The organism is Mesorhizobium sp. P2_D5 (genome assembly GCF_056404355.1).
This window is the reverse complement of the sequence record NZ_JBFUEE010000001.1, coordinates 877,500-902,461: the sequence shown is the minus strand read 5'-3', so window position 1 is coordinate 902,461 and position 24,962 is coordinate 877,500. Positions and strand designations below refer to the sequence as shown.

Below are 24,962 nucleotides of genomic sequence, written 5' to 3'. Positions count from 1 at the left end.
GAGGAGACGGCCGTGAAGAAATTTATGAATTCGCTGGACACGGTGCTGACCGAAAGCCTCGACGGCTTCGTTGCCGCCCATGCCGACATCCTGGTGCTTGGCGAGGAACATAAATTCGTCCGCCGCAAGACCTTGCGGCCGGGCAAAGTAGCGCTGATCTCCGGCGGCGGCTCCGGCCACGAGCCGCTGCATGGCGGCTTTGTCGGTCACGGCATGCTCGACGCCGCCTGCCCCGGCCAGGTGTTCACCTCGCCGACGCCGGACCAGATGCTGGCGGCGGCGGAAGCCGTCGACACCGGCGCCGGCTGCCTGTTCATCGTCAAGAATTATGAGGGCGATGTGATGAACTTCGAGATGGCGGCTGAAATGTCGGAAGGCGTCGTGCAAATCGTCACCAATGACGATGTCGCCGTCGAGAATTCGTCCTACACGACCGGCCGGCGCGGCGTCGCCGGCACGCTGGTGGTGGAAAAGATCGTCGGCGCGGCGGCCGAGCATGGCCTGGCGCTGGCGCCGCTGAAGGCGTTGGGCGAACGCGTCAACGCTGCTACCCGCTCGATGGGCGTGGCGCTGACCAGTTGCACCGTGCCGGCCGCCGGCAAGCCGACTTTCGACATCGGCGACGGCGAGATGGAGTTCGGCGTCGGCATCCACGGCGAGCCCGGACGGCGACGAGACACATTGAAAAGCGCCGATGCCATTGCCGAGGAAATTTGTGCCGCGATCGTCGGCGATCTCGGCGACGGAGCCAAGGGCCCGGCGCTGCTGTTCGTCAACGGTTTTGGCGGCACGCCGCTGATGGAGCTCTACCTCATGTACAACAGCGCGCGGCGGATTTTCGAGAAGCATGGCGTGACGGTGACCCGTTCGCTGGTCGGCTCCTATGTGACCTCACTGGACATGGCCGGCTGCTCGATCACGCTGACCATGCTCGACGCGGAAACGGCCGCGTTCTGGGATGCGCCGGTGCATACGGCGGCGCTGCGCTGGGGCATGTAATCTTCTGGAAGCCGGCGGCGGGAACACGCCCGCCGCCGGCTTCCAGCAGGTATCGTCCCAGAAATAGTCTTCTTCGCGATGCGGGAGCGCCCGACCCGTCCGGGCCAGACCGTTGCTTTTCTTCCCCTAAGTAAGGTAAAGACTCCTCGGGCCTTCGGGAGATAGCGTATGCGTTACAATTGGGAGCGGGCTCCGACGAGCTTCGAACGTCACAGAAAAGCCCTGGCGACAGCCATTTTGATCTTCGGTGGCATCGGCCTCATGCTTGTGGCTTTGCCGATCTAGAGCAATCGACTTTGTCAGCGCGGTTGGCCGGTCACCGCAATGAAGCGGCGGTCGCGGCCCTCGAAGCCCTGGCTGAAGCGCTGCACCAGCACCACAATGACGGCGGGCTTGCCGGCCGGGGTGAATTCGTAGGATTCCGAGAGGCTGTAGGAGGTCGGGCAATTCCTCGACCCCGGCACGGTCTTGTCTTCATGCAGGACCTTGAAGGGCTTGCCGTCCTGCCCTTGCAGCGTCAGCCGGAAGCCGAGCGCCTTGCCCGATATGTCGCCTTGCTGTGTGGCGTCGAAACTCGCTGAACAGTCTGTGGTGCTGCTGGCCAGGATCTGGTCGAGCTGGATGGTCGAAATGTCGAGTTGGTCATAGAGCGGCGAAAGCCATTTCTGCGATACCTGCTCGAGGCGGGAAATGTCGTTGTAGGCAACCATCTCATCGGGAAAGGTGAACTTGTCGGAGGCCGTCTGCTCGCCGCGCGATGCGATGGCATATTTGGCAAGGATGGGCGCCGCCTTGGCGGCGGCCTGTGCCCTTGCCTGTTCGAGGGTCAGTGTCGCCTCCTCGGACTCGTCGACGACGAGGATCGGCTTGCCGCCAACGAAGGCGTCGGCACGGGTGTCGATGATGTCGATTTGCGAATAGCCGGAGTTCGAAGCGCCGGCGTCGAGCGTTCCATATTGCTCGAAGGCGAAATAGTTGCCGTCGGGCGAAAAGCCGATGATGCGCCGGGCCGAGGCATCGCCAGCCCAGGCGGCGGACGCGGCCGTCAATGACAGCGCCGCCAGCACGGCCGCTCCAATCCGATATCGCAATTTCATCGCAGCTTGCCCCCAAGCGCCAGATCGATGCCGGCCGCACAATGGCGCACATTTGCGGCCAAGGTTAGAGCGCGCTATCTGGTGGGAAGAAAAACATTCCTGGGGAGGTGTCGGATGACTTCACGCTATCACGAGGTCTATGACGGCTGGAAACGCGATCCGGAAAGGTTCTGGGCGGAGGCGGCCGATGCCATCGACTGGTATTCGCCCTATGACAACGTGTTCGATGCCACGGCCGGCGTCTACGGCCGCTGGTTTACCGGCGCGACCTGCAACACCTGCTACAATGCCATCGACCGCCACGTCGCGGGCGGACGCGCCGAGCAGATCGCGCTGATCCATGACAGCGCCATCACCGGAACGATCAAGAAATTCACCTATGCCGAACTGAAGCGCGAGGTGGTCGCACTGACCTCGGTGCTGAAGAACCGCGGCATCGGCAAGGGCGACCGCGTCATCATCTACATGCCGATGGTGCCGGAGGCCGCCTTCGCCATGCTGGCCTGCGCCCGCATTGGCGCCGTGCATTCGGTCGTCTTCGGCGGCTTTGCCTCGCATGAGCTTGCCACCCGCATCGACGACGCCAAGCCGAAGCTGATCATCTCGGCCTCTTGCGGGCTGGAGCCGGGCCGCGTCGTTGCCTACAAGCCGCTGCTCGACAGAGCGATCGAGATTTCCCGCCACAAGCCGGACGGCTGCCTGATCCTGCAGCGCGACCAGTTGCCCTGCGAATTGAAAGAGCATTTCGACATCGACTATGCCGATGCCGTCGCCCGCGAACGGGCAGCCGGCGCCAATGTCGACTGCGTTCCGGTGCTTGCCACCGACCCGCTCTACATCATCTACACATCGGGTACGACCGGCCAGCCCAAGGGCATCGTGCGCGACAATGGCGGCCACATGGTCGCGCTCAAATGGACGATGGATAACGAGTTCGGCGTCAAGCCGGGCGAGGTGTTCTGGGCAGCCTCCGACGTCGGCTGGGTGGTCGGCCATTCCTATATCGTCTATGGGCCGCTGCTGCATGGCTGCACCAGCGTGCTGTTCGAAGGCAAGCCGATCGGCACGCCCGATGCCGGCACCTACTGGCGGGTGATAGCTGAGCATGGCGTCGTCGCGCTGTTCACCGCGCCGACCGCGTTTCGGGCCATCAAGGGACAGGATCCGAAGGGCGAGTTCATTCCGAAATACGACCTGTCGAAATTCCGCACGCTGTTCCTTGCCGGCGAGCGCGCCGACCCCGAAACCATCAAATGGGCGGAGCAGAAGCTCAACGTGCCGGTGGTCGACCATTGGTGGCAGACCGAGACTGGCTCGCCGATGACGATCAATCCCGCCGGCCTCGGCCTCCTGCCGGTGAAATATGGCTCGCCCGGCGTGCCGATGCCCGGCTACGACATTCGCGTCCTTGACGATGCCGGCCACGAAGTGCCGCGCGGCACGCTGGGCAATGTGGTGGTCAAGCTGCCGCTGCCGGCCGGCTGCCTGCCGACGTTGTGGAATGCCGATGCGCGGTTTCGCCAAGCCTATCTCGACGAGTTCCCCAGCTTCTACAAGACGGCGGATGCCGGCATGGTCGACGAGGATGGCTATCTCTACGTCATGGCCCGCACCGACGACATCATCAATGTCGCCGGCCACCGGTTGTCGACCGGAGCCATGGAGGAAGTGCTTTCCGCGCATCCCGATGTTGCCGAATGCGCCGTCATCGGCATCGCCGATACCATGAAGGGCCAGGTACCGCTCGGCTTTGTGGTGCTGAATGCAGGCGTTTCGCGCGAAACCGGCGCCATCGAAAGCGAAGTGGTCGGCCTGGTGCGCGAACGCATCGGCCCGGTCGCCGCCTTCAAGACGGTGGTGACGATCAAGCGCCTGCCCAAGACACGTTCGGGCAAGATCCTGCGCGGCACCATGCAGAAGATCGCCGACAAGGAAGAATGGACGATGCCGGCAACCATCGACGATCCGCTGATCCTCGACGAGATAACCGCCGCCTTGAGGGAGCGAGGGATCGTGGTTTAGGAAAATCGGCAAGGTCGACGCCGCAATCTTTTGTTGTGCAATGCAGCAATCCACCTTACACCCTCGATCGGGGGGCCATCCGGCGAGGCGGTATGGCTCAGCAGAAGAAAATCACATTTGGCGGCGTCGACATCCTGCGGTTCCTCGCCGCCGTCATGGTCATGGTCTACCACTACGGCTTCTGGGTGTGGGCATTTCCGGACGGCGTTTCGGCACGCGCCACGGGCGGCATTCCCGCGCAACCGGCGATAGGCGCCTGGGTCGAATCCGGCTGGGTCGGCGTCCAGATCTTCTTCGTCATCAGCGGCTTCGTCATCGCCTTCAGCGCCGAGAGATCGACGCCGCTGCGGTTTTTCGAAGCAAGGGTGAAACGACTGGCGCCGGCGGTCTGGATCTGCGCACCCGTCACCGCGGTCGTGCTTTTGATCGTCGGCCTGAGCTGGCCGACCGATGCCGTCGACAGGCTGGTTCGCACCGGCCTGTTCGTTCCCTACGCACCCTGGGTGGACAGCGTCTACTGGACGCTCGGCATCGAGATTGCCTTCTATGCCATCGTCTGGACCTTGCTGCGGCTTGGCCGCTTCCATCAGATGGAAATGGTGGCCGTCGCCATCGGACTGGTCAGCACGCTTTTCTGGTGCCTCTATTACCCACTCGGCTGGGCCGACCTTGCCGAGACACGCACGCTCGACCTTTTGCTGGTGCATCACGGCGTTTTCTTCGCGACCGGCGTCATGTTGTGGCTGATGCGCTTCAAGGCGGTGACGACGGCTCGCCTTGCCTTCTGCGCCCTGTTTCTGGGCGGCGGCGTGCTGCAGATCGCCAGTTCGGTCGACGTTCACATCCTGAAGGTCGGGCAAGAGATGCCGTTCGCGCCGCCGATCCTCATTTTCCTAGCAGGGGTCGGGCTGATGGCGTGGTCGCTTCGGCTCGATCTCTCCTGGAGCGGCTGGCGCCGGATCGGCCTGATGACCTATCCGCTCTACCTCCTGCACGACGTCGTCGGCGCGGCCCTGCTCGGCGTCCTGGTCCGCGCGGGACTGCCGCATCTCTTCTCGATGGTGATCGTCGGCGCGACGATGATCGCGGCAAGCTGGCTGGTGGCGACCGAGGCCGAACCACGCATCCGGCTGCTGCTCGACCACACCGTTTTCCGCTATCGGCTCAAGGCGGCGTAGTCGCGACTGTTCATCCGCAGGTCTCCGAGGCCCGGCTCGGCACTGCGGCCTTCCAGAGCCGACGGCCACAGGAATCGCCCGACCCGCGAAGTAGGCTGATTCATGTGCTCTAGAGGCTGATCCGCTCCTAATGCATCACCCAAAGCGCGCGGCGTTTGGGGCATGCATAAAGCGAAGATTCAGGGCGCGTCGACCGGCCCTGTTTCAACGCAATGCTCTTTCGAAAGGGCCTACTCGAACACCGTCAGACCGTTGCCTTTGCCTTGCTGCGCACTTCCGACTTTTCCAGATAGTAGGTCGAGTATTTGTCGAAGAATTTCTCGGAGCCGCCGAACGATCCGTATTTGGCCAGCTTCTTCAGATCGACCTTGTTCAGCACCGCCCCGATGATCTTGTTGGCAACATAGGGTTCGGATTCCAGCATCGACCTCACCATCGCGCGGGGCGTGCGCCCCCATTCGGTGACGAGCACAAACCCGTCGACCAGCGGCGCGAATGCCTTGGCATCGACCACCGGTCCGAGCGGCGGCAGATCGACGACGATGTATTCGAAGGTCTCCTTGGCGTTGTCGATGAAGCGCCGCATCCCGGCCGAGGAGAGAAGTTCGCTGGTGTGCGAGAAGTGACCGCGCGACACGGCCGGGATGATGGCCAGCTTCGTCTGCCGGTCGATCTTGCCAACGGACTGCCACGCCTGGCCGTTGACCACGGCTTCCATCAAACCTTGCTCGGCTTCCATGCCGAGACCACGGCTGAGGCCGGGGTTGCGCAGGTCGCCGTCGATGAGCAGCGTCTTGGCGCCGTTGGCGGCAAGCAATCCGGCGAGATTTGCCGCGACCGTCGACTTACCCTCGCCGGGAAGCACCGAGACGATGCCGATAACGCGGCTGCCTTGCCCTTCCATCACGACGTCGAAGGCGATCTTGGCGCTGCGCAGCGTTTCGGAGAACATCGACGCAGGCGAATCGATGCTCACCCGCATGCGCGCCCGCCTTTCGGCGGACGACAGCGATCTGGCGGTCTTGTCATCCACCTGGGTATCGCCGGGCTTTTCTTCCTTGCTCAGCTTGCCGCCGATCGTCGGCAGATAGCCGAGGAATTTCAGCCCGACACGGTCGCGCACTTCCTCGCCGGTCCTGAAGAAACGCTCGTTGAATTCATTCAGGCCGCCGAAGCCGGCGCCCATCAGCGTGCCAAGCACCAGCGAAAGTCCAATCACGATGATCGTGCGTGGGCTTGACGCGGAGAGCGGCATCGAGGCGTCCGAGATGATGCGGATCTTGCCAACCGGGAAGGATTGCTGCTGCGCGGCCTCCTCGTAGCGGCCGAGGAATGTCTGATAGAGCGTGGTGAGCGCCGTCGCCTGCTGATCGAGTTCACGCAGCTTGACTTGCGTCTGGTTGTCGACGGAACTCTTGCCTTGCGCGGCCGCGACATTGGCCCTGAGCGCGGTCTCGCGCGCCAGCGCCACTTCATATTCGTTGCGATAGCTTTCGGTCAGCTGCTTCAGTTCGCCGAAGATCTGCGTCGATATGTCGGCCTTCTCCTTGGCAAGCGCCAACGCCTGCGGATGCTGGGCGCCGAAATTCGCCTCGACGTCCTGCAGCCGCTTGGAGACTGTGAGGTAGCGGGTCTTGAGCGCCGCGATGACCGAGCTGCTCGGCTGGTCGCTTGATATGGCGGCATCCTTGAAAGCGTTGTCGGAGCCGCTTTCGACAATCGCCTTGTACTGCTGGTAGCGGGCACTGGCGCGTGCGGTGTCAGCCTGCGCGACGATGAGCTGGGCGTTGAGATCGGACAGTTGCTTGTCGCTCATCAACTGGCCATCGCTGTTGGCGGCCAGGCCATGTTCGGCCCTGAATTTCTCGACCGCGAGCGATGCCGCCTGCGAGCTCTCGCGCAATTCCGTCAACCGGCCCTGCAGCCAGACCGCCGCCCGCTCGGTGGCGTCGAAGCTGGCATCGAGCTGATCGGCAAGATAGGCATCGGCATAGGCTTTGGTGATCGCGTGGGCCAGAGCCGGATCCGTCGACTGATAGCCGAGGGCGATGACGTAGCTTCGCCCCGTGCGCTCTGCCCGCACCTCGTTCTGCAGCTTGAGGATCGCGTAGTCGCGACGGGACGTGGCGATCAGCGCATCGCGGGCGGCGGGGTCGAGCTTGCTGATGTCACCGACGCCCGGCATGACGGGGCTGGGGCGAACATACTGGATCAGGCCCCGGATCAGACCGACGCCCCTTGCCAGAGCCGATACGGGCGGATTCAGGAAGGCATCGTTCTGGTCGAGCTTCAGCTTGTCGACGACCACGGCGGCAAGCCGCGTCGAGGTCAGGATCTCGATCTGGCTCAGGATGGCGGAATCGGTCTGCATGGTTGTCGACGCCGCCGAGATGTCGTCGACGATCTTGTTCAAGCCCTCGTCGATCAGCACGCTTGAGACCGACTGATATTGGGGCGGCGTGGTCTGCAGATAGAGCAGGCCTAGAAAGAGACCGATGACGGCGCACACGGCAACCACCTTGGCTTGCCGTGCGGCCATACCAAGCAGCCGCTCGATGTCGATGAAGTCTTCGCCGTCTCCAGCGTCCGAATTCGGCAATGGCATCCTCTTGTCGAGAGGAAAGTTGGCATAATTCATCTTCGGTCCAATTCCAGAGCCTGTTCCATCCCGATGATCGGGATGGGGATCCATCTCAGCGTTTGAACATGATCTTTTCCGAAAACCCGTAGTCATTTTTCGGGATCATGCCGTGGCTTGCACAGCCGCGAAGATCGGGAGCATTGCGCAACAAAACGCAAACTTCGTGCCAGGCGGTGCGGGAGCTATCGCCCCGCGTCGCCGGCCATCTGTAAATGCTCCCGAAACATGGGCATTATGCGGCTTCTTCCTGGCGTTCATGCGACCGGACGAACTCCTGAAGCATCTCGAAAATCGGGCCCTTCATGTCGTCGCGCGCCAGCGCGAAGGCGATGTTGGCCTGGATGAACCCTTCCTTCGAACCGCAGTCGAACATGCGACCCTTGAACGGCTGGGCGAAGAACGCCTGATCCCGCGACAGCCGGACCATGGCATCCGTCAACTGGATCTCGTTGCCGGCGCCGCGCTGTTGATTGCCCAGAAGCGCGAAAATCTCGGGCTGCAGGATGTAGCGGCCGTTGATGTAGAAGTTCGACGGCGCGTTGGCCGGCGCGGGCTTTTCGACCATGGCCGTCACCTCGAAGCCGCCGCCGATATCGGCGCCACGGCCGACGATGCCGTATTTGTTGGTCTCGGTCGGATCGCAGCGCTCGACGGCGATGACGTTGCCGCCGGTTTCAGCATAGAGATCGACGATCTCGGCCAGGCATCCGCGGCCACCGAACGACACCATGTCCGGCAACAGCAAGGCGAAGGGCTCGTTGCCGATGACTTCGCGCGCGCACCAGACGGCATGGCCGAGGCCTTGCGGCGATTGCTGGCGGATGAAGGAGGTGGCGCCGGCCACCGGCAGCATGCTTTCGAGCGCCTCCAGCTGGGTCTTCTTGCCGGTCTGCTCCAGGGTTCCGATCAATTCCGGATGCAGGTCGAAATAGTCCTCGATGACCGCCTTGTTGCGGCCGGTGACGAACACGATGTGCTCGATGCCCGCCTCGAAGGCCTCGTCCACCGCATATTGCACGACAGGCCTGTCGACGACGGGGAGCATTTCCTTCGGCATCGACTTGGTCGCCGGCAGGAACCTTGTTCCAAGTCCTGCCACCGGTATCACGGCCTTCCTGATTTTCTTCATCGCAAATTCCTTCTGAGGAGATCGACTTCAGTCCATTCACAAGCCACGAAAAATCCCTTCATGTGCCTGCATCTTCACCTCCCCACCCCAACGGCAAACTGCGCCGCTACTCTTCGCAACCGCACGGCGATCGGCATGCCCAAATGCCTGACCGCCGCCGGGTCGCTGAGCGCAGTCCGGATCGCCTTGAGCGGGGACCGCGCCTTGATGTGCTGAACCATAGACAGGAACGATGCGGCCTTGCGCAGGCTGCGGCTGCGCCGGGCGAACGCGACTTGCGCGGCCTCGTCCATCGAATGGGTTTGAGCGAACACGGCATCTGCCTTGCGCATCGCTTCGACGTGGTGAAGCTCGAGCACCCGGGAGATGGAGCCGCTGCGGATATGATAGGCATAGCCGGTCGTCGGCTCGACCACGCATTTGCCGCCCTTGGCCAAGGCGTTGGCGAGCAGGATGTAATCTTCGCCGATGCTCAGTTTTTCATCATAGCGAAGCTCGTTTTCGTTCAGGAACGCGCGCTGGAAGATCGGCTTGAGGTAGCCGAGATTGAATTTCGATTCGAAAACGACGTTGCCGGCGATGTAGCTGGCCAGCGAGATTTCGCTCAAATCCTCCAGATAGCGCGTTGGAAACATCGCGTCCTCGACGACACCGTCCTCGCGAATGACCTGCAAATTGTCGACGGCGATCTCGGCGCCCGCCTTTTCGGCGCGGGCGATCATGGCCGCGATGCGGTCGGGAAAAACGGCGTCGTCGGAATCGAGAACCGCGATCCATCTGCCGCGGGCGACATCGAGCCCGGCATTCCTGGCGCCGCCGGGACCGCGATTGCTGGCCAGGGCGACGACGCGAACGATATCTTGCGGATAGGCCCGCGCCACGTCGAGCGTCGCGTCGCGCGACTTGTCGTCGATGACGATGATTTCGACGCTGACGTTTTTCTGCGCGATGGCGCTCGTGATCGCCCGGTCGAGGGTCGCCTCGGCGTTATAGGCGGCGATGACAAAGCTGACGTCAGGCTGCACGCTTGCCCCCTTCCTGCGGCGAAGGCTGGCCGTAGAGACGGATTTCGCGGATGCCGACAAGGCCGCTGACGACACCGATATGCATAATGCCGCGCAGCACGCTGCGGTTCCTTCGAACCGGGCTGACGACGACCGGAAGCGCAGAGGCGAAGCAATAGATGGCCTTTGCCGACGCCAAGCCAACCTGCTTGACCAGGGCGATGCCGCGCGCGTTGCGCCCCAGAAGATGCCCGTGCGTCTGCCCGACGCGGAAGCGGCGGCGCCCGAGCCAGTCGAATGCCGCCCTTGAGCGCGGCACCACCTCGTCGACCCAGGCGTCGGGCGAAAAGACGATGCGGCCGCCCGCTTTGTGCATCTGGTCGAAGAACTCGGTGTCCTCGCCGCCGGTCTGGCCGCGCGCCAGGCTGAAGCGGCGGCCGCGCAGGCTGTCCGACCCCATGCGGAGCAGAACGTTGCAGGTGTAGCCGGTCTGGATCTCGCCGCGAACCCAGACGGGCAAGGTCGAATGGAAATCGCCGCGCCGCATCCAGTCCGGCGCATCCGCGCGATAACGCGCCCGGACCGGGCCGAGCACGGCGGCCGCTCCGCTGGCTTGCGCCACTGCGGCCAGTTCGGCGAGCCAGCGCGGCGTGGCCGTCTCGTCATCGTCGATGAAAGCGACGAAATCCGCTGTGCTGGCGTCGAGGCAAGCGTTGCGGGCGATCGAAATGTTGCGCGCCGGGCAATGCTGATAGCGGACCGGCACCGTCAATTCCCGCGACAGCGCCGTCACCAGGTCGCGGGCGGTCGGCGTGTCGTCATTGTCGGCGACGATGATGCTGATATCGAACCCCGCCGGCATCTCCATGGTGTCGAGCGAGCGCAGCGTGTCGGCCAGCTCCGGCCGCCGGAACGTGCAGACGCCGATGTCGATGCTGAGCTTCTTGGCCATCACGCCACCCCGCGCCGCGACCCGAGGCCGAGAAGCTGCAGCCAGAAGCCGATCGACCAGCCAAGGTGCATGACCATCGCCGAGACGCCGGCCAGCGCGATGTCGGCATTGCGCTGGCGGATGGCCGTCCACAGGCCGTAACCCTGGCACACCGAGGCCCACAGGAGCAGCGGCACCGCCGCCAGCCAGTGCACGAATGAGAGCGCCGCCAGCAGCACGACCGGAAACACCAGGAGCGGCACCATCTGCCGGACCTTCGGGATGACGCGGTGCTTCAGCACATTCTTGGCGCGGCCGCGGCCATAGCCGAGATACTGGAAATAGAGGCCGCTGAGCGAGGTGCGCGGGTAGTAGATCATATGCGTCTTGCCGCTCATCCAGATCTTGTAGCCGGCCTGTCTCAGCCTGTAGTCGAGCTCGGCATCCTCGTTGTGGCTGAACGTCTCGTCATAGCCGCCGACAGAACCGAACGCCGATATCCTGATCAGCGCGTGATGGCCGTGATCGACCCACTCTCCGGCGGAGCGGTGCCGGTGCTTGGAGCCGCCGGTGCCGAGCTTGGAATTCTGCGCCGCCGCGGCAGCCTTCTGCACGGTGCTGCTGCCGCTGGTCAGCATCGAAACGACAACCGAATCCGCTCCGGTGGCCAATGCCTCCTCGACCAGCCGGTCGCAATAGTCGTCGGGATAGCCGCCATGCGCATCGATGCGGATGAGATAGTCGGCGCCTTCGCCGAAGGTACCGACGGCGAGGTTTATCGCCGCGCTCTGGATGCGCCGTTCGTTGTGAAGCAGGATAACGCGCGGATCCTTGCTTGCGACGTCCTTGACGATAGCCAGCGTGCCGTCGGTGCTGCCGCCATCGGCGACGATGATCCTGCCGCCAAGCCTTGCCGCGGCAGGGCGCAGTTGATCGAGCAGCGCGCCGATATGGGCCGCTTCGTTCAGGCACGGAATAACGATCAGGCTGGATGAAGTTTTTTTAGTCTGCGTCATCAGCCTCTGTCCATGTTCAGCCATCCTATGCCAACGCCTCAGCTGCAAACGAACCCGATACGGCGGTCAGGCTGCGCAGCCGCTCGACAAGCGCCCGGCAATCGCTGCGGTCGTAGCTCCAGGTCCTCGGGTTGCGGGCAAGAACATGCGCCTTCAACCCGGCGAAACGATGCTCATCCATCTTGCCAAGCGTCGCTTCGAGCGCCTCGGGCGAAGCCTCCGGCAAGAGAATGCCGATATCCTGTTTGCTGAGGAACCGCCCGGTTTCGGTGTCCCCCATCGAGATCGGCACCGCGCCGAAGCGGCAGCCTTCGTAGAGGCGGTTGGGCAGGAGCCATTCGGAGTTCTGTCCCGCTTCGAAGAAATCGATCGCCCAGGAAAAATGGACATCGCCATAGATCGACGCCATGTCCTCCGGGTTGCGATAGGGCCCGCCAAACGAGAGCCACGGCTCTGATTCGACGAAGGCATGGAAATCCGGGAATTCGGACAGAGCCGGACGGCCGCGCAGCACGATCTCGACGCGTCCCTCCATCCGGCGGGAGAAATCGGCCAGCAGTTCGAGCGAGCGGCGGCAGCGCAGCGCGCCGAACCAGCCGATTCGCCATGGCGGTCCGACGGGACTCTCAACCGCCTCAGGGCTAACGGGCGCTTCAGGGCTGCCGGGCAAAATCGCGGCTGCCTCGAAATACTTGTTCTCGACCAGTTCGATCGGCGCCGCGACCTGGCCGAACGGCTTGAAATAATTGGCGATGAAGGCAGGCGAACTGGTCACCAGCAGCTTCACGTCCCTGGCCAGAAGGCGTTCGACCGCGCGCAACGCCTTGCCCAGGACATCTTTGCGAAGCACAAGGCGATGAATGTCGAGGCACTCGTACACGATCGGAACCGATGCACCGAAGGCGGATCTGGCACGGCGGGCAAGCGCCAGCATTTCCAGGTTGCGCGCAATGATGAGATCGGGCCTGGGCATGCCGCCAAGCCTGGAGCCGATCGAAACCGCCGCCTTGGCGACCGCCGCGAGCCGCTGGCCGAATCGCCCGTCACGCGTCGCGCCAAGGTCGATCGGCCGCAATCCCTCGATATCCGCAATCGGATTTGTGGTGCGACGGAAGCCGGCCAACGTGACCTCGGCCCCACCTGCCCTGAGCATTATGATCCTCCGGCGCACGGCCGGATCGGAGACGTCGTGCACAAGGTACAAGACATGCAGCATGAAAACTCGACCGCTGTTGGCCCACCCAAGGAGAACCTAGTACAGCTCTTGCTGCATCGCAACATTTTTGGCGCGACGATCCACCTTTTCTGTTGCACTGCAAAATTATTGCCGTAGTTTGTCGTTGGCGGCGGTGGTGGATTTTTTCGGGGTCGGAAATCCGCACAAAAGTCAGGAATCCTGAATTTGGAAGCCAATGCATTCGATCCGCCGGAAGGCTCCCTGCGCAAATCCGTTGGGCGCGGTGCGGTTGTCACGGCCATGGCGCAATCGGTGCGCGTCGCGACACAGATCATATCCGTCATCGTGCTGTCGCGGCTTTTGTCGCCGCAGGATTTCGGCGTCGTGGCGATGTGCGCGCCGGTGCTGGCCTTCATCGCGCTGTTCCAGGATTTCGGCCTGACCCAGGCGACAATCCAGAAGAGCGGCATCCGGCATGAGGAAGTGAACTACCTCTTCTGGATCAATGTGGCCGTCAGCGCGATTCTGGCCTGCGTGCTTGCGGGTGCCGCCCCTCTGGTCGCCGCTTTCTATGGCGAGCCGCGCGTGGCCGGCCTGGTGGCGGCGTTCGGGCTGCAGATCATGGCCTATGGGTTGGGCGCCCAGCACCTGGCGCTTTTGACGCGCCGCATGCAGTTCGGCCGGCTGGCCGTCATCGACGTCGCCAGCGCCGTCGTGGGGCTCGCCGTATCGATCGCCTGGACCTTCATCGACCGCTCCTATTGGGCGTTGTTTGCCGGCACGCTGACCGGTTCCGTGCTGCCGACGCTCTGCTACTGGGCAAGCTCGCGCTGGCGTCCCGGCCTGCCGCGCAAGGTCGCCGGAATCAGCGAACTGATCCATTTCGGTGCCGGCATCACCGGCTTCAACTTCGCCAATTTCTTTGCCCGCAACCTCGACAATGTGCTGATCGGCAAATACTGGGGCGAAGCCCAGCTCGGCCTTTATGACCGCGCCTACAAGCTGCTTTTGTTTCCGCTGAGCCAGATCACCAATCCGTTGTCGAAGGTGATGGTTCCGGCGCTGTCCAGGCTGAAGGACGAGCCGGACCGCTACCGCAGTGCCTATCTGCGCGTCATGCCGCTGATCCTGCTGGTGGCGCTTCCCGGCGTCGCCTTCGCCACCGCGATGTCGGACGTGCTGATCCCCTTCGTGCTCGGCGAGCAATGGCGCGCGAGCGCCGACATTTTCCTGGCGCTCGGCTTTGCCGGGCTGCTGCAGCCGCTCAACAATCCGGCGGGATGGCTTTTCGTCAGCCAGGGCCGCTCCGGCGATTTCATGCGCTGGGGCATCATAACGGCCGTGACGTCGGTGCTGGCCTTCGCGCTCGGCCTGCCCTATGGCGCGGTGGGCGTGGCGATTGCCTATGCGATCAGCGAGTATCTGAGGACGCCGTTCCTGTGGCTCTATGTCGGCAAGAGCGGTCCGCTCCAGGCGCACCACGTGCTCCGTGCGGCAACGCCGTTCGTGCTTGGCGCCCATCTGGCGCTGGCCGCCATCTGGTTCATGAAGCCGGTGCTGCCGCAGCAGCATGTCATTGGCTTGGCCAGCGGCGCCGTTCTCGCCTATCTGATCACCATCGTCGTCGCCTTGGCATTCGCATCCGGCCGCGAAGCCCTGCGCGAGGCCTTGAAGATGCTGCCGGCAAGGCTGCCCGCAGCAGCACCACGCGAGGCGCAATAGTTTGCGCGACCTCGACAGGTACGGACATTCACTCCAGGACCAGGTCTGACCCTATGCACTACCGATCGATTTCCGACATGAACGACGCCATCGTCAGGGGCCTGCACCGGCTGCCGCGTGACATCGACCTGGTCGTCGGCGTTCCCAGAAGCGGTGTGCTCGCGGCGACGCTGGTGAGCCTGGCGGCAAACATTCCGATGACCGATCTGGACAGCTTCCTGGCCGGGCGGATCTACACATCGGGCATCACCAAGCGCCGGGCGGCACTCGACCGCAAGGTCTCCGAAATGCGCAAGGTGCTGGTGATCGACGACAGCGTCGCCGGCGGCAACGCCATGCGCGATGCACGCTCGCGCATCGAGACTGCCGGCATCGAGGCCGATTTCACCTTTGCCGCGGTGTTCGGCCTGCAGCCGCAGCATCAGGAGACCGATGTCGTCTTCGAGGTCGTGCCGCATCCGCGCATGTTCCAGTGGAATTTCATGCATCACAAATTCCTGGCGCAATGCTGCGTCGACATTGACGGCGTGCTGTGCCTCGATCCGACCGAAGCCGAAAACGACGATGGCCCGGCCTATGAGAAATTCCTCAGCGAGGCGCGGCCTCTCCATGTTGCGACCCACAAGATCGGCTGGCTGGTTACCAGCCGGCTGGAGAAATATCGCGCGCTGACCGAGGTATGGCTCGCCAAGCACGAGATCAAATACGACCAGCTGATCATGCTCGATCTGCCGAGCAAGGCGGAGCGGCAGCGGCTTGGCGCGCATGGCAGTTTCAAGGCCGATTTCTACCGCAAATCCGATGCCATCCTGTTCATCGAAAGCGAGCACGAGCAGGCGCTGAGGATCACCGAACTGTCCGGCAAGCCGGTGCTGTGCGTCGAAACGCATATGGTGAGTTTTCCCGACGCGCTGTCGCTGCCGGCACTTGGCCAGGCGGCCCGCAACCTGCCGGCAAGGCTGCGGCAGATCAACTCGCAAGAGGGCCGCAAAAGCGCCGCCAAGACTCTTGCCCGCGCCCTGCTCGGTGCGCGCGGTTACGAGACGCTGAAGAGCCGGGTCAAACGCCCGGCCTGATCCGCACGACGCCACCAGGCTTGCCGCGAGTTGGTTGCTACGCGGCTGGCGCCGCGAGCCTGGGTTAAGCGGCTTGCCGCCCGCGCTGCTGTATCGCCCTGTCCACGATCGAGAAGAAGGTGATGAACTGGCGGTCGGGTTCCAGTTCCGGCCGCCCGGCGAAGCTGCGCGCGAGGCCCGAGACCCGGTCATATTCCTGGCTGTCGTTCCACAGCCGCCTGACGGCCGCGACCCAGTCGGCGAGCGGTGCATCGTAGTCGAGCACCACGCCACCTGAGCCGATCGCCTCGGGCAGGCCGCCACGCCGCGAGCCGACAACCGGGATTCCGCTGCAATGGGCTTCCGACGCGACGCGGCCCCAGGCCTCTTCCCATTTGCTGGGAGCAAGCAGGATCTTGGTGCGGCCGTAAACCGTCTTCATGTCGCTGGTGCGGTTCTCCAGCACGACATTACCCAAAGGCGCGATCGTCTGTTCGATCCGCGCCCGATGATCGTCTTCCAGCTTCCAGCTTTCGACGAACAGGAACGGTATCTCGGGGCAGGCGCCGGCAATGCGCACCGCAAGCTCAAAACCCTTTTCCTCATACGGATTGATCAGCGTGACAAACTGGCCCGTGGTCGGCGTGCTGTAATGCGCCGGATTGATGGTCGGCGGGATCACCGTCGCGTTGATGTCGAACTCGTTCTTGTAGGTGCGCGCGGTGAACTCGGAATTCGCGATGTATAGTGCAGAACGCAGTTCGCGCAGGTCGCCGCCCAGTTCATGGAATTCGACATTGCGGAGATAGACGACCAAAGGCACGCCCTCCGCCTGCAGCGCCTTGCCGATCGGAACCGATTTGTGACACTGGACGACGGCCACATCCGGCTTCAGCCTGTCGACGGCAAAGGCCGCCGCTTCCCAGGGAAACCAGGCCCGTACCACCGGATAGCCGGGATAGCTGTCGATGACCGCCGGTTGCCGCAACAGCTTCATCTTGGCGCGCGCCTTCAAGCCGAAGACACCATCGCCGAACAGGGCGGCGAGCACAGCGGCTTCGTGGCCATGTTCGATCAACTGTTCGGCCAGATGGTGCGTGCTCGACTGAACGCCGCCGCTGAACTCGGGTGGATAGCCGCTGCCACCTGCAAAAAGGACTTTCATGGGATCGGGCTCCTTGTCGCATATCGTATTTCGTTCCGAGGCAACCGGCGGCGCCTCGCTTTCGACGTCAGGCGAGTTTCGGCGGCTCCAGATTCGCGAACGGGTTGGTACAGGATTGCCAGCCGGTAAACCGGATCGGGTCATTGGGCGAACTGCGCCATGCGTAGTCCGTCAGCATATGGAATTCGGCGATGACCCAGCGATCGAATTGGATCAGATCTTCCCGCTTCTCCTGCGGCAGGAGGCGGCGGACGGTGCCCAATTTGAGCTCCTCGACCAGGGTGACGGCGTCGCTAAGCTTGTCACTGGGAAATATCCACGGGTTCCGGTTGCGGAACTCCAGCACGAACTGCTGCAGATGCTCGATACGGATGTTGAGCCTGCCGAGGTATTTTTCGAGGGTGACGCGCACCAGGTCCTCATCGGAAAACGAGCTGACGGCAGCAAAGGCAACGCCCGTCGACACCACCCCACCGGCCACGACGGCCAAGGCCGAGCGTCTGGAAACTTCGATCATCAGATGCCCTCCTCTCACGCCATGCGGCTCGCCGCCCTCAGGGAGAGGGCCGCGGCGGTCAGGCTCGGGTTGGCGCAGGAACAGCTCGGATAGGTGCTGGTGCCGACGACAACCAGGTTTCTCAACTGGTGATGGATCATGTCGCTGTCGATGACCGAATCGGCCGGGCCGGTTCCCATCCTCAGCGTGCCCTGGACGTGCGATTCGGTTGGCCGGATGCCGCGATCGAATAGCTTTTCGACCGGCAGCGGAGCCAGAAGGTCAGGCAATTTCTCCAGCGCGCGGGCCATGCCCTTGACCGCGTAGTCCGACGGCGCCTTGAAGTTGACGAAGGCGTTGTCGTCTTCGTCGAGGGTGACGAAATTTTCGTGGTCGAGCAGGTTTTCGGTGACCACGACGAGCGGCAGCGCCTGGCGCAGCCGCCCCTTTTCGGCACGCATTCCGTGCTGCCAGCGGTTCTCGAAATAGACCAGTGCCGCCGCATGCTCCGATCTGTGCGGACCGTCATAGAGGCCGAAGTTCAGGCCGGTGGTGATGGTGCTGCCGTCGAAATTGTCGACACCGTCGAGATAGACCTCGAAGTTCCAGCCGTATGATTCGTGCAGGCCGCGGCCGACGAATTCGCCGCCCAGGCCGGACCGCAGCATGATCGCCGCGCTCTGGATGGCATTGGCACCGAGAATGAAAAGGTCGCCGCTGACCTGGTATTCCTTGCCGTCATGCATGAACGTGACCGAGCGGACCGTGCCGCCGACATGATCGAGCCGCCGTACCTCCGCACCGAGGCAAACCGAAATGTCGGGATGCTCGAAGACATGCATCAAGCCGTTGTTGACGGTGAATTTGGCGTCGACCGGACACAGCCAGCAGCGCAGGTTGGCACAGCATGAGGTGCGCTGCGCGGTCGGCACCCGCGCCCGCGCCGTCGGCATGACGAAATGCTGACCGGGCTGCGCCGCCTTCATCATCCGGTCCGGCGTCGACATGCGATGCGGCGGTTGCGGGAACGGCTTCGAGCGCGGCAGCATCGCCGCCATGTCGGGATCGCCGGAGATCGACATGATGTCTTCGGCGTCGCAGTAGAACGGTTCGACGTCGTCATAGCTGATCGGCCAGTCATTGCCGATGCCGTAGGTGCTTTTCAGCCTGAAGTCATTGGGATGGAACCTTGGCGTCTGCGCGAACCAGCAGTTCGTTCCACCCCCCAGTCCGATGGTGTAATTCCACGGCTTGTCGGAATTGGTCTTGTAGGTCGTCTCGTCGTCGATGTCGGTGTTGGCATTCTGCTGGAGCTGCCATTCATGGGTGTTGTGCCGGCCCCATTCGAGCACCAGGACGCGTGCCTTTCGGCGCTTGGCGAACTCATGCAGGAAGAAGGCCGAGCCGAAGCCGGAACCGATCGCGACGAGATCGAAATGATCGCTGGTGATTTGCTCGGGCTTTACGTCCAGCACCATCAGCCACAACTCCTTGAGGCGCCGGGCGCACCCGCCGGATTCCGCTTCCGGCTCTTCGCTGCCGGCCTCATGCCGCCATTCTGCCGATCGAGTGATATTCGATGCCGTGGCGGGCGATGACCTTGGGGTCATAGAGGTTGCGGCCATCGAAGATGATCGGCGTGGTCAGCGCATCCTTCATCGCGTCGAAGGACGGCGCGCGGAAACTCTTCCATTCGGTGGCGATCAGCAGCGCATCGGCGCCGCGCAGCGCGGCTTCCTTGGTGCCGCACAACAACAGGTCGTCGCGCAGCCCGTATATGTGCTGGCATTCCTGCATCGCCTCGGGGTCATAGGCCTGCACTTTGGCGCCGGCGTTCCACAGCGCCTCCATCAGCGTGCGGGCGGGCGCCTCGCGCATGTCGTCGGTGTTGGGCTTGAAGGCCAGCCCCCATAGCGCAAAGGTCTTGCCCTTGAGATTGCCCTTGAAATAGCGATTCACCTTGTCGAACAGGACGGATTTCTGCTCGTTGTTGCGTTCCTCGACAGCGCGCAGCAGCTTGGCGTCGAACTTGACACCTTCGGCGGTCTTGATCAGCGCGCGCACATCCTTGGGGAAGCACGAGCCGCCATAGCCAAGCCCCGGATAGATGAAGTGGTAGCCGATGCGCGGATCGCTGCCGATGCCCTTGCGGACCTCCTCGATGTCGGCGCCGAGCTGCTCGGCCAGGTTGGCCATCTCGTTCATGAAGCTGATCTTGGTCGCCAGCATGCAATTGGCGGCGTATTTGGTGAATTCGGCGCTGCGCACGTCCATCACGATCATCTTCTCGTGGTTGCGGTTGAAGGGAGCGTAGAGCTCGCGCATCACCGCTTCGGTGCCCTCGCTGTCGGTGCCGACGATGATGCGGTCGGGCTTCATGCAATCGGCAACCGCGGAACCCTCCTTGAGGAATTCCGGATTCGAAGCGACGTCGAAGGACAGGTCCTCGCGCCCTCTTTTCTTCAGCGTCTCGGCGACCCTGGCCTTCACCTTTTCGCAGGTGCCGACCGGCACGGTCGACTTGCCGACGATGATCTTGGGGGTGTCCATCTCACGGCCGATGGTCTCGGCGACCGCCAGCACATATTTGAGATCGGCCGAACCGTCCTCGCCCGGCGGCGTGCCGACCGCGATCATCTGGATTTCGCCGTGCCTGACCGCGGCCGCTGCGTCGGTGGTGAACTTGATGCGGCCAGCGGCATGGTTCTCCTTGACGAGGCTTTCGAGCCCGGGCTCGAAAATCGGAACGAACCCCTGGTTGAGCCGCTCGACCTTGTTGGCGTCGATGTCGACGCACACCACCTGGTGCCCGACTTCGGCAAGCACCGCTGCCTGCACGAGACCGACATAGCCAATTCCAAAGACCGTCAAATTCATTCGAGTTCATTCCCATGCAAGGCAGCGGACCGCTCTCGGCCCGGCCAGTTCAAATCGACTTTCCCAACTACTTTATGCTGCATGCCAGCGATTCTGGAAACTGACAGGGCTCGCCCAAGGCCGTGAACGCCACGCGATCGATCTGCAGCGTGAGCTTGCGACCTGGATCGGCGAACGCTCCCATCCAACCGGTCATCTTGTCGCTGCCCCAAAGGCTGAAGAATATCTTCTGGGCATGCGTCGGCAATTTAGCCGGATCGGTGATCGTGTTGACCAGCTGGCCGTTGACATACCAGCGCAAGCTATCTTTCTGCCAGACGAAGGCATAGTCGTTGAAGGCCTTGTCGGTGCCGCCCGCCACGTCGACCAGCTTCTCATTGTTGCCCTTGCCGGCGATGTAGGCGTTGACCTGCACCTTGGAGGTGTCCTTGGTCAGGACCTCGAAGTCGATCTCATCCCAGGGCTGCTTGTCGGACGGACCGATATAGGAGAAGAAAGCCGCATTGAGACCGGAGCCGGTGTCGGTCTTTATCCGCGCCTCATAGGTGCCGTAGCCGAAGCGCTGCTTGGTCTGGATCTCGCCGCAAGCGTAGTCGCGGTCCTTCAGCTTCTGCTTTTCGAAGCCGAGCGACAGCACGCCGTCGGACAGCGCGACCAGGCCTTTCGACCAGGTGCAGTTTTGATGACTGCCGTTCGACCAACCGTCGGAAACATACCAGCGTGCACGATCGAAGCTGGTGAAATCATCGACGAATGAAGGCGACGACTGAATGTCCTGGGCGTGGGCAGGAGCCGTCACCAAACTCCCAAGAGCGACGAGCAGCAACGCGCTGATCGCACTCAGCCGCTTGAGGCCGGCTTGTCTGGCCTGGCTTGTGAACGGCGTTCCGCCGGCTGCGATGGTGGACGTAGTCTTCGGATTCGAATTCATACCAAACTCACCTTTGTGCTGTGCATCCCCAACCCAAAGTCGACGTTCGAACCACTTCCTGAACGGGCCAACCTTGACCTCCTGCTTGACCCTCCCCTGACCTTGTCCTGCCTCGCATCAAATCTGTTGCAGCAATTGCGAACCTTCACTTTCAACCTCTGCCAGCGCCCGCCGGCCTGGTGTACTCGGCGGCTGCGGTGGCCGAATCGGACGCCGCATTCTCGTCGAAGACCGTATCCAGCGAATGACGGAGTTCTTTCATCATGCCGTTCTGGCGCGACAGCTCCGCGATGCGGCGTTCGCAATTCAGGATCGACTTCGTCAGTGCGCTGACTTCGGATGACCGGCGGTCTGAGGTGGAACCGTTCTCCATCGCTTCGACCAGGAAAGCGGCGTTGGTCGCCTTCGTCCGATAGCGATTCTCCAACCCGGCTCTCTCGGCCTCGATCTCGACCGCGATCTGCTCAAACAGCTTTGCCAGGCGATCAAGGCGTGAACCATCGGTCTGCCGGTCACGGGCCGGATCCCTGGATCTGAAACCGAATATCGAAGCCATGAACTCAGATTCCTGTCATCGCCGGCCTATGGGCCGGGCTTCTGGCCGATCCCCGCAGCCGGGGCTCAAAAAACTCATACTGCTCTGTCCTGCTCCCCTGAGGGAGAGACATCAGACCAATCCGATCGGGGGCCAGTTCGGCTTGTCGTCCAATTTGCTGCACCGCAACATAGACTGCCATCGTCTGGGCCGAGAGGCAACCACCCAGTTCGTAAACTCATAAATCCGACCGAAATGGTTTGCGCGATCAACTTGTCGCCGGCGGGTCAACCCGGACGAAACGGACAGTTTCACCGCTCCTTGCCGGTGCTGGTGCCGGCCATCAAAAAACGCAATGGCGGCACGTGCTTGTGCCTGGACACGAGGCCGACGCGGCGAAACAGCGCCTCGATCTTGTCGAAAGCCACGCCCTGGACGATGGGGACGAGGTTGGATTGGCTGGCGAATGCGTAGGCCGCTGCCGATGCCAGCCCGCGCTCGGCCTTGACGTCGAGGAAATTGCGCAGCCGGTATTTGTCGCGCACGTGCCGCTCGTGCCGTCTCAGCACCGCTTTCGAGCCTTCCGGCAGACTGTCGATCGCCAGCAGCGCCAGATCGGCATCGGCCAGACGCTTCAGGTCCTGCGTCTTGTGGCGGCCGCTGAGCGAATCGGCGCGGACGATGGCGCCGTAGCCACACGAGCGGATGACCTTGAAGCGCGCCCCGCAGGCGACAGCGCGGGCGTAGAGTTCATAATCCTCGCCGAGCCGCAGGCTCTCGTCATAGCGCAATCCATGGCGATCGAGGAAGGCGCGGCTGATCACCGGCTTGAGGAAGCCCAGTTCGCCCCTTTGCACGCGGCGCCTGGAAATATTACCTTCGACGAAGCTCTCGAAATCGAGGAATTCCGGATCCGCGGCAAATTGCGGGGCCACGATTTTCGTCGCGTCGCCGGTCGCATCATCCCTGATGAGCATGATGTTGTCCGCCGCGAAATCCCAGTCGGCGACGGCAAACAGGTTGCGAAACCGGCCTTCGAGGAAAAAATCGTCGGCGTCGAGAATGCTGATGAACGGCGATCTCGAACTGGCGATCGCGGCGTTGCGAGCGTAGGAGGGGCCGCGATTGACATCGAGGCGCATCACCGCAAGCCGGCCGCTGCCGTCGTCGGCGGACCGCGCGACGGCCGCGGTGTCGTCGGTGGACGCGTCGTCGACGACGACGACCTCCGCCACTTCCGGTTCGCGCAACGCGGACGCGATGGCGACGGCGATTGTCGCCGCCGCGTTCTTGGCCGCGATGATCACGCAGACCTGGGATTTCGTCATCGACATGGATTAGCCTCTCGTACAGGTGATATCGATTTGTGTTCGCCCCGTACCCGTTCGATGCCCGATTGCCACCAGCGCCAAATCTGTGTTCATTCAACGACCGCCCGGCCGTTCAAAGATGCGGCGGCTGATGTCAGCGGACGCCGCCCAACCAGCTTCCGCCAGATAGCGGACCGGCGCGCGACCGCACAGTTCCCACAGCACCGTTCGCCGCTGCGGCCACCGAAGCGACGACAGCCACGGCGCCATGACCATGTTGAGCAGGTCCTCGTTGCCGATGCGTGACAGGATGCGCGTCGCACGCTCCGACAGCAGCGTGCCGCCACCGCCGAGCAGTACATCGGCTGCGCGTATACCGAGCAGCAGCGTATCGTCCAGTCCCTGCGCTACCGCGGCATCGAGCACATGCCGCTGGTCCGTCTCGTCGAGGCGGCTGGCGCTGGCGCGCACGTCACAGACATAGCCCGCGCAGGGTTCCCGGTTGAACAGTGCCTTGGCGACGCTGATGCAGGACAAAAGCAGCGTGTCGGCGGCCGAGGTGAACGGCACCGTCCCACCGGCGATTTCGACCTGCCGCTTTCGCCGCAGAAACCCGTCCGCGTCGCGCGGGCTCGGCGAGCCGGGCTGCTGGAGGCGGTAGTGGAGATCGACGGTGGACTGCCTCGGTCCGTTGCCACGCGTCATATGCTGTTCGCCGAGGAAGCGAACCCACCAGACGGAGCGCGACTTGCCGGCGACCTCGTAGCCGATCGAGCGCAGCGCATCCCGCGCCTTGAAATAGCCGACCGGCGAGACCAGAATGTCGACATCGCCCGAGGGCTTCATGAAGTGGTCGTCGTAGAGAAGCTGCTGCTGGAACGGACCCTTCAGAAAGACGAAATCAATCCGGCTTTCACGCAGCACGTCATGGATTGCCATCGAATCCATGATGCAGGACGCGTTCATCGAAACCGTCCTCCTGCGGTAGCTGTCCAGCCAATGGAAAAGCTCGGGCGGTCCGTCACTGACAGGCGCGCGTGACAGGGCCTTGAGGACAAACGTCGCGACCTTGTTCAGCCTGGCGATGTCGGCAACATTGGCACCGCCAGGGCCGGGCATCGATACGTCGCCAGTGGTGGCTCCTGCCCCGGCGAAATACAACCGCAGGCAGGCCCGCACATAGGCAACCTCGTCGGCACAATCGGCGGCGCGCAGTCGTTCATAGGAACCATCCGGCAAGGCCATTTAGCGCACAGTCTCCCAAAAAAAGCGATTTGCGCGGCGCGTATGCTGCAAGTGCGAAGCAAGCATCACCAAAATCCTTGATGGCGTAAAGCCTTTCCTTTTGCAGTGCAGAATTTTGCAACCTGAGCGTTTACCGACACTTCTGAAAAGCCGGTCAAAACCGCTGTTGAAATACCGCCCCTAACAAGGCGTTTTCAGCTTGCCTCACCATGGATTTGCCGGCTCAGTTCACCCTATTAGGGATGCCTAAAATAAAGGCACTTCGCAAATGTTTTATTCAAGCAAAATCAAATGCTTAAAGAATCGGCATCGTCATGGTCGCCAAACATAGGGAATCGGTCTAGAAGATGTCATATTTTAGGCATGACCCACACATAAGGTGCTCGCGCAACCCGTAATTGATTAATGCCTGGTAAATCAGGCTTGACTCAT

20 protein-coding genes are annotated in these 24,962 nt (G+C 62.7%); 5 read left to right on the top strand and 15 right to left on the bottom strand.

The window, feature by feature from the left end; translation table 11 throughout:
• Positions 1 to 12 precede the first annotated feature (12 nt).
• A complete protein-coding gene (dhaK, locus tag AC1DYW_RS04300) occupies positions 13 to 999 on the top strand; it encodes a dihydroxyacetone kinase subunit DhaK (protein ID WP_457150027.1) in 987 nt (328 codons plus the stop codon).
• 299 nt (positions 1,000 to 1,298) lie between these two features.
• On the opposite strand, the gene AC1DYW_RS04295 is transcribed toward dhaK, so the two are convergent.
• A complete protein-coding gene (locus AC1DYW_RS04295; RefSeq protein WP_477225219.1) occupies positions 1,299 to 2,096 on the bottom strand; it encodes a DUF2259 domain-containing protein in 798 nt (265 codons plus the stop codon).
• Positions 2,097 to 2,210: 114 nt separating this feature from the next.
• Here AC1DYW_RS04295 and AC1DYW_RS04290 point away from each other — a divergent pair, with 114 nt between their 5' ends.
• Both AC1DYW_RS04290 and AC1DYW_RS04285 read left to right on the top strand, forming a co-directional pair.
• Positions 2,211 to 4,118, top strand: a complete 1,908-nt coding sequence (locus AC1DYW_RS04290; protein ID WP_477225218.1) for a propionyl-CoA synthetase — start codon at positions 2,211 to 2,213, stop codon at positions 4,116 to 4,118.
• 92 nt (positions 4,119 to 4,210) lie between these two features.
• Positions 4,211 to 5,296, top strand: coding sequence for an acyltransferase family protein (locus AC1DYW_RS04285; RefSeq protein ID WP_477225217.1), 1,086 nt, complete (start codon positions 4,211 to 4,213; stop codon positions 5,294 to 5,296).
• A gap of 244 nt (positions 5,297 to 5,540) precedes the next feature.
• Here AC1DYW_RS04285 and AC1DYW_RS04280 read toward each other — a convergent pair whose 3' ends face one another.
• The 6 genes from AC1DYW_RS04280 to AC1DYW_RS04255 form a co-directional block, all read right to left on the bottom strand.
• Positions 5,541 to 7,934 (bottom strand): polysaccharide biosynthesis tyrosine autokinase, encoded by a 2,394-nt coding sequence (locus AC1DYW_RS04280; RefSeq protein ID WP_477225216.1) that lies wholly within the window; start codon positions 7,932 to 7,934, stop codon positions 5,541 to 5,543.
• Between the two features lie 235 nt (positions 7,935 to 8,169).
• On the bottom strand, positions 8,170 to 9,066 hold the full coding sequence (locus AC1DYW_RS04275; protein ID WP_095082814.1) for a UTP--glucose-1-phosphate uridylyltransferase: 897 nt from the start codon (positions 9,064 to 9,066) through the stop codon (positions 8,170 to 8,172).
• Between the two features lie 74 nt (positions 9,067 to 9,140).
• A complete protein-coding gene (locus tag AC1DYW_RS04270; RefSeq protein WP_477225215.1) occupies positions 9,141 to 10,091 on the bottom strand; it encodes a glycosyltransferase family 2 protein in 951 nt (316 codons plus the stop codon).
• Entirely contained in the window at positions 10,081 to 11,022 is a 942-nt protein-coding gene (locus tag AC1DYW_RS04265) for a glycosyltransferase family 2 protein (RefSeq protein WP_477225214.1), read from the bottom strand. The genes AC1DYW_RS04270 and AC1DYW_RS04265 overlap by 11 nt, the downstream gene beginning before the upstream one ends.
• Complete coding sequence (locus AC1DYW_RS04260) at positions 11,022 to 12,017, bottom strand: glycosyltransferase family 2 protein (protein ID WP_477225213.1); 996 nt, start codon at positions 12,015 to 12,017, stop codon at positions 11,022 to 11,024. The genes AC1DYW_RS04265 and AC1DYW_RS04260 overlap by 1 nt, the downstream gene beginning before the upstream one ends.
• A 25-nt stretch (positions 12,018 to 12,042) precedes the next feature.
• Complete coding sequence (locus AC1DYW_RS04255; RefSeq protein WP_477225212.1) at positions 12,043 to 13,233, bottom strand: glycosyltransferase; 1,191 nt, start codon at positions 13,231 to 13,233, stop codon at positions 12,043 to 12,045.
• Positions 13,234 to 13,419: 186 nt separating this feature from the next.
• On the opposite strand from AC1DYW_RS04255, the gene AC1DYW_RS04250 reads away from it, so the two are divergent.
• Together AC1DYW_RS04250 and AC1DYW_RS04245 are read left to right on the top strand one after the other, a co-directional pair.
• Positions 13,420 to 14,916, top strand: coding sequence for a lipopolysaccharide biosynthesis protein (locus AC1DYW_RS04250; RefSeq protein ID WP_477225211.1), 1,497 nt, complete (start codon positions 13,420 to 13,422; stop codon positions 14,914 to 14,916).
• Between the two features lie 53 nt (positions 14,917 to 14,969).
• Positions 14,970 to 15,992, top strand: coding sequence for a phosphoribosyltransferase (locus tag AC1DYW_RS04245; protein ID WP_477225210.1), 1,023 nt, complete (start codon positions 14,970 to 14,972; stop codon positions 15,990 to 15,992).
• A 64-nt stretch (positions 15,993 to 16,056) separates the two neighbouring features.
• Here the strand turns inward: AC1DYW_RS04245 and AC1DYW_RS04240 are convergent, their stop codons facing one another.
• The 8 genes from AC1DYW_RS04240 to AC1DYW_RS04205 all read right to left on the bottom strand — a co-directional run bounded on the left by AC1DYW_RS04240 (position 16,057) and on the right by AC1DYW_RS04205 (position 24,530).
• A complete protein-coding gene (locus tag AC1DYW_RS04240) occupies positions 16,057 to 17,136 on the bottom strand; it encodes a glycosyltransferase (protein ID WP_477225209.1) in 1,080 nt (359 codons plus the stop codon).
• A 67-nt stretch (positions 17,137 to 17,203) separates the two neighbouring features.
• Positions 17,204 to 17,653, bottom strand: coding sequence for a hypothetical protein (locus tag AC1DYW_RS04235; protein ID WP_477225208.1), 450 nt, complete (start codon positions 17,651 to 17,653; stop codon positions 17,204 to 17,206).
• A gap of 14 nt (positions 17,654 to 17,667) precedes the next feature.
• Positions 17,668 to 19,110 carry a GMC oxidoreductase gene (locus tag AC1DYW_RS04230; RefSeq protein WP_477225207.1) on the bottom strand — a complete coding sequence of 481 codons (1,443 nt, stop codon included), beginning with the start codon at positions 19,108 to 19,110 and terminating at the stop codon, positions 17,668 to 17,670.
• 67 nt (positions 19,111 to 19,177) lie between these two features.
• A complete protein-coding gene (locus tag AC1DYW_RS04225) occupies positions 19,178 to 20,509 on the bottom strand; it encodes a UDP-glucose dehydrogenase family protein (RefSeq protein WP_095082841.1) in 1,332 nt (443 codons plus the stop codon).
• 67 nt (positions 20,510 to 20,576) lie between these two features.
• Positions 20,577 to 21,440 (bottom strand): endo-1,3-1,4-beta-glycanase ExoK, encoded by an 864-nt coding sequence (gene exoK, locus AC1DYW_RS04220; protein ID WP_477225206.1) that lies wholly within the window; start codon positions 21,438 to 21,440, stop codon positions 20,577 to 20,579.
• 151 nt (positions 21,441 to 21,591) lie between these two features.
• Positions 21,592 to 21,996 carry a hypothetical protein gene (locus tag AC1DYW_RS04215; protein ID WP_477225205.1) on the bottom strand — a complete coding sequence of 135 codons (405 nt, stop codon included), beginning with the start codon at positions 21,994 to 21,996 and terminating at the stop codon, positions 21,592 to 21,594.
• A 290-nt stretch (positions 21,997 to 22,286) separates the two neighbouring features.
• A complete protein-coding gene (locus AC1DYW_RS04210) occupies positions 22,287 to 23,309 on the bottom strand; it encodes a glycosyltransferase family 2 protein (protein ID WP_477225204.1) in 1,023 nt (340 codons plus the stop codon).
• Between the two features lie 90 nt (positions 23,310 to 23,399).
• Positions 23,400 to 24,530 carry a nucleotidyltransferase family protein gene (locus tag AC1DYW_RS04205; RefSeq protein ID WP_477225203.1) on the bottom strand — a complete coding sequence of 377 codons (1,131 nt, stop codon included), beginning with the start codon at positions 24,528 to 24,530 and terminating at the stop codon, positions 23,400 to 23,402.
• Between the last annotated feature and the right edge of the window lie 432 nt (positions 24,531 to 24,962).